Below are 4,130 nucleotides of genomic sequence, written 5' to 3' on the forward strand. Positions count from 1 at the left end.
GGCGGTCCCCGCCGCGACAGGAAAATCGAAAAATCTTTGGCGGGCCTCAAAAAATTCTCCCTGGACGATCCGCTTCTGCCGCGACCGCTCACGTTTATTGCGCTGCGATGGGATTAAATCGGCGTCATCAAACTGATACGCGATTGCGGTTTGGCTCGCCCCGGACTTGCTGCCGGGGAGACGCCGATGGCCGACGAGACGGAGACGGCGACGCGGGTACGGACGCTCTTCCTGTCCGACATGCATCTCGGCACCAAGGGGTGCCAGGCGGCCCTGCTGCTCGACTTCCTAAGGGACTACGACGCCGACGAGATCTACCTCGTCGGCGACATCGTGGACGGCTGGCAGCTCCGCTCGAGCTGGTACTGGCCCCAGGCCCACAACGACGTCGTCCAGAAGCTGCTGCGCAAGGTCCGCAAGGGCACGAACCTCGTCTACGTGCCGGGCAATCACGACGAGTTCCTGCGCGACTACATCGGCACCCATTTCGGCGGCGTCGAGATCGCCGACAGCCGCATCCACGAGGCCGCCGACGGGCGCCGCTACCTCGTGATCCACGGCGACCAGTTCGACATGGTGGTGCGCCACGCCCGCTGGCTCGCCCATCTCGGCGACGGGGCCTACACCTTCGCGCTGTTCGTCAACACCGGCCTCAACAAGGTCCGCCGCCGCCTCGGCCTCTCCTATTGGTCGCTCTCGGCCTGGGCGAAGCTGAAGGTCAAGAACGCCGTCAACTTCATCGGCAAGTTCGAGGAGTTCCTCGCGGCCGAAGCCCGGCGGGCCGGCGCCGACGGCGTGATCTGCGGCCATATCCACCATGCCGCGAACCGCGACATCGACGGCCTGCGCTACCTCAACACCGGCGACTGGGTGGAATCCTGCACGGCGATCGTCGAGCACTACGACGGCACCATGGAGGTGCTGCACTACCCGTCCATCCTGCGCGCCCGGTCGGCGGACGCCTCGACGACCCAGGAGGCGCCCCGCCTGCCCGCCCCGGTCCCCGGCCGCAGGGCCGTCGCGTGAGGCTTCTGATCGCCACTGATGCCTGGCACCCGCAGGTCAACGGCGTCGTGCGCTCGCTGGAGCACATGGAGGCGGCCGGGCGGACAATGGGCCACGAGCCCCTGTTCCTGACGCCCCGCGACTTCCGCTCCGTGCCGCTGCCGGGCTACCCGGAGATCCGCCTCTCCCTCGCCGGCCGGCGCTCGGTCGAGCGGCGCTGCGACGCCCTGGCACCGAGCCACGTCCACATCGCGACGGAAGGGCCGATCGGGCACGCCGCCCGCCGCTACTGTCTGGCGCGGGGGCGGCCCTTCACCACGAGCTATCATACCCGCTTTCCCGAGTATCTCGCCGCGCGGGCACCTGTCCCCCAATCCTGGAGCTACGCTTGGCTGCGGCGCTTCCACGGCGCCGCCTGCGGGACCATGGTCAGCACCCCTTCCCTGGAGCGCGATCTCGCCGGCCGCGGCTTCACCAACCTGATGCGCTGGACGCGGGGCGTCGACACGGAGCTTTTTCGCCCGCAGCCGGATGATGCACCCGATCCCTTCGCCGGCCTGCCGCGGCCGATCTTCCTGTTCGTCGGGCGCGTCGCCGTCGAGAAGAACCTCGACGCCTTCCTCGCCCTCGATCTACCGGGCACCAAGGTCGTGGTCGGCGACGGTCCAGACCGGGCCCGGCTCGAGGCCCTCGATCCCGCCGCCCGATTTCTCGGGACCCGCACCGGAGCCGAACTCGCGCGGCTCTACGCGGCCGCCGACGTGTTCGTGTTCCCGAGCCTCACCGACACCTTCGGCATCGTCCTCCTCGAGGCCCTGGCCTGCGGCCTGCCCGTGGCCGCCTACCCCGTGACCGGCCCCCTCGACGTCATCGGCGGCACCGGGGCGGGCGTGCTCGACCGGGATCTTCGCGCTGCGGCGCTCGCCGCCCTCGACATCTCCCGCGAGGTCTGCCGAGCCGAGGCCGAGCGCTACACCTGGGCCGAGAGCGCCCGCCAGTTCTACACGAATATCGAGACCGCCCACGCCCGGGCACCGCTCCCGGCGGCCCCCGCCCGTCCGCCGGTCGCCGGGGCGGCTGAACTCGGCTGAGGATCGGCGGCGGCGCGCCATCGACGCCGGACGCCGCCGGTGGCATGGCATCGTGGATGCCGCCCTTCGATCCGGTCCGTGCCAGCGACTATCCCACCGCCATCGGCTGCGATGAGGTCGGCCGCGGCGCGCTGTGCGGGCCCGTGGTGGTGGCCGCCGTCCATTTCGAGCCGGCCGCGATCCCCCCCGAGCTGCTCGCCGCCCTCGACGACAGCAAGCGCGTGCCGGAGCCCCTGCGCGAGGCGCTGACGCCGCTCATCCACCGGCACGCGCGGGTCGTCGTGGCGGCGGGCTCGCGGGCGCTCGTCGACCGCATCAACGTCCGCGCGGCGACCCTCGATGCCATGCGCCGGGCGGTGACCCGGCTCGGCATCGACGGGACCGTGCTGGTGGACGGCCGCGACATCATTCCCGGCCTCGACCTGCCCTGCCGGGCGGTCATCGGCGGCGACCGGCTGGTGCCGCAGATCGCGGCGGCCTCGATCGTCGCCAAGACCTTTCGCGACCGGCTGATGCGAGTGCTCGCCCGGCGCTATCCCGACTACGCTTGGGAGCGCAACGTCGGCTACGGCACGGCCGTGCACCGCGCCGGCCTCCTGGCGCGCGGGCGTAGCCCCCACCACCGCCTCACCTTCACGCGGGGCTTCGGGGCCGTCTGAATCCTTCAGAACAGCGAGAGCTGGTCGGTCGGGACGCGGAAGGCCGAGGCGTCGAGGGTGAGGCGCGTCTCCGCGAAGCCGAGGCGCTCCCGCGCGAGGCGCATCCGCTGGGCGATCAGCCCGGCATAGGCGCCCTCCCCGAGCATGCGCTTGCCGAAGGTGGCGTCGTAGGCCTTGCCGCCCCGCGCCTGCCGCACCAGCGAGAACACGTGCTCGCGCCGGCCGGGATAGTGCTCGGCGAACCAATCCGAGACGAGGTCGTCGAGCTCATGGGGAAGGCGCAGCAGGACATGGCTCGCCTCCCGCGCGCCGCAGTCGCGGGCGGCCTCCAGGATCGCCTCGATCTCGTGATCGTTCAGCGAGGGAATGATCGGCGCGGCGATCACCATCACCGGCACGCCCGCCGCGCTGAGAGCCCGGATCGCGTCGAGCCGCCGCTGCGGATGCGGTGCGCGGGGCTCCATCCGCCGCGCGAGGACCGGGTCGAGGGTCGTCACCGAGACCGCGACCTTCACGAGGCCGAGCCGGGCCATCGGCGCCAGGATGTCGATGTCGCGGGCGACGAGGTTCGACTTGGTGACGATGCCGACGGGGTGGCGGAAGCGCAGCAGCACCTCCAGCACGCCGCGAGTGATGCGGTGGCGCCGCTCGATCGGCTGGTAGGGGTCAGTGGCGGTGCCGAGCGCGATGGTCCGGGGCCGGTAGCTCCGCGCCGAAAGCTCCCGCTCCAGAAGGCGCGCCGCATCGGGCTTGGCGAAGAGCCGCGTCTCGAAGTCGAGACCCGGCGAGAGCCCGACATAGGCGTGGTTCGGCCGCGCGAAGCAGTAGATGCAGCCGTGCTCGCAGCCGCGATAGGGGTTGATGGAGCGGTCGAAGGAGATGTCCGGCGAGTCGTTGCGGGTGATGATGGATCGGGCGCGCTCCGCCGTGACGGTGGTGCGCAGCGGCGGCGCCTCGTCCTCCCGGTCCCAGCCGTCGTCGAAGCTCTCGCGGCTGCTCGCCTCGAAGCGGCCGTCCGGGTTGGCGGTGGCGCCGCGCCCGCGCCGGCCCTCGCCGGACGGCGTGCTGCCGGCGAGCCGGCGCGGCGCCTCCCCTGTCCCATCCCGCATCGACGCCTCCAAACGCGACTCACGGACCGGAACATATCATGAACATAGTCGGTCTACAGGGCGTCGACCGTCCCGTCCCCTGTCCAATCTTTAGGCGGCGCCGACCGGGGAGTTCGGGCGCAACGGCCTGTTCGCATTCGGGAAAGGCGGTTATGGCCGGGCCATGATCTCGGCCCTCACCTACCTCGCCCGTCCGGCCGATCCCGACGCGATCGAGCAGCTGGCCGACACCCTCGGCGCGCTCGTCGCCGGGGTGGCGGCGGGCC

The 4,130-nt window shown here is 71.4% G+C and carries 4 protein-coding genes; 3 read left to right on the forward strand and 1 reads right to left on the reverse strand.

Annotated features, from left to right (window positions below):
• The first annotated feature begins 186 nt into the window (after nucleotides 1-186).
• The 3 genes from MFF04_RS17655 to rnhB are packed head-to-tail and all read left to right on the forward strand — an operon-like array spanning nucleotide 187 to nucleotide 2,755.
• On the forward strand, nucleotides 187-1,026 hold the full coding sequence (locus tag MFF04_RS17655) for a UDP-2,3-diacylglucosamine diphosphatase (protein ID WP_238277721.1): 840 nt from the start codon (nucleotides 187-189) through the stop codon (nucleotides 1,024-1,026).
• On the forward strand, nucleotides 1,023-2,096 hold the full coding sequence (locus MFF04_RS17660) for a glycosyltransferase family 4 protein (RefSeq protein ID WP_238277723.1): 1,074 nt from the start codon (nucleotides 1,023-1,025) through the stop codon (nucleotides 2,094-2,096). The genes MFF04_RS17655 and MFF04_RS17660 overlap by 4 nt, the downstream gene beginning before the upstream one ends.
• 44 nt (nucleotides 2,097-2,140) lie before the next feature.
• Nucleotides 2,141-2,755: a ribonuclease HII gene (gene rnhB / locus MFF04_RS17665; protein WP_238277725.1), complete on the forward strand. Its 615-nt coding sequence runs from the start codon at nucleotides 2,141-2,143 to the stop codon at nucleotides 2,753-2,755.
• 5 nt (nucleotides 2,756-2,760) lie between these two features.
• On the opposite strand, the gene MFF04_RS17670 is transcribed toward rnhB, so the two are convergent.
• The gene (locus MFF04_RS17670; protein WP_238277727.1) at nucleotides 2,761-3,864 is read right to left on the reverse strand and encodes a PA0069 family radical SAM protein; all 1,104 of its coding nucleotides are present in this window, start codon (nucleotides 3,862-3,864) and stop codon (nucleotides 2,761-2,763) included.
• Nucleotides 3,865-4,130 lie beyond the last annotated feature (266 nt).

The organism is Methylobacterium jeotgali, assembly GCF_022179345.1.
Lineage (GTDB): Bacteria > Pseudomonadota > Alphaproteobacteria > Rhizobiales > Beijerinckiaceae > Methylobacterium > Methylobacterium jeotgali.